Here is a 681-nt window from a genome sequence, read left to right on the forward strand (position 1 = left end):
TGGCGTTTCTGCGGCAACGATATTGATGTCGTCTTGGCTGCGGTTGGCAAAGGTTACGAAGACGGCGCTGGTGGTTGCACCCGGAGCCATAGCACGCGCATACGGTTCGTGCGCCATGACATCGAGCTTAGCCTGAGCTAAAGGGCTGAGCAGTAATGCACGCAAAGCCAATGTTTTGAACAGTTGATTAGCCTTCATTCGAGCCTTCCTTAGTGGTGAGTTTTGAAATTGCTTCAACAATCGGCGCAGGCGTTAGCGTGTGTGGCACTTTGGTGATCAACGTGCCGTCCGGTTTGAGGAAGTAGAAGTAAGAGCTGTGGTCAAGGGTGTACTTCAGTTCCGAACCTTCTAATTCGGTTTTACGGAAAATAACGCCGTAGCGGTGAGCAAGTGGCGTCGTGATGTCCAACGGCGCAGATAGACCTTCAATCATAGGGTGGAAGTAGTGCGCATATTTTGCGGACGCGTCCGCTTCATCACGTTCTGGATCGAGAGAGATAAACATCGGGCGCAGCTGCGCTTTTTGCTCATCGCTGATTTGATTTAGTGCACCTGCCAGCATCGCGAGCGACGTTGGGCAGACATCAGGGCAACGAGTAAAACCGAAATACACGATACGAATACGAGGGTCGTTCACATCAAAGACGTTGACTGGTTGATTGTTTTCGCCAAACAACACGC

The 681-nt window shown here is 51.2% G+C and carries 1 protein-coding gene and 1 pseudogene; both read right to left on the reverse strand.

Going from position 1 to position 681, the window contains the following annotated elements:
* A pseudogene (locus tag R7Z50_RS27765) lies at positions 1-198 on the reverse strand (copper chaperone PCu(A)C); the annotation flags it as partial.
* Positions 188-681 (reverse strand): SCO family protein (locus R7Z50_RS27770; RefSeq protein WP_318149791.1); only part of this gene is annotated, 494 nt, incomplete at its 5' end. The gene R7Z50_RS27770 and the pseudogene R7Z50_RS27765, both read right to left, overlap by 11 nt.

This window comes from Vibrio sp. 1249-1 (assembly GCF_033340495.1).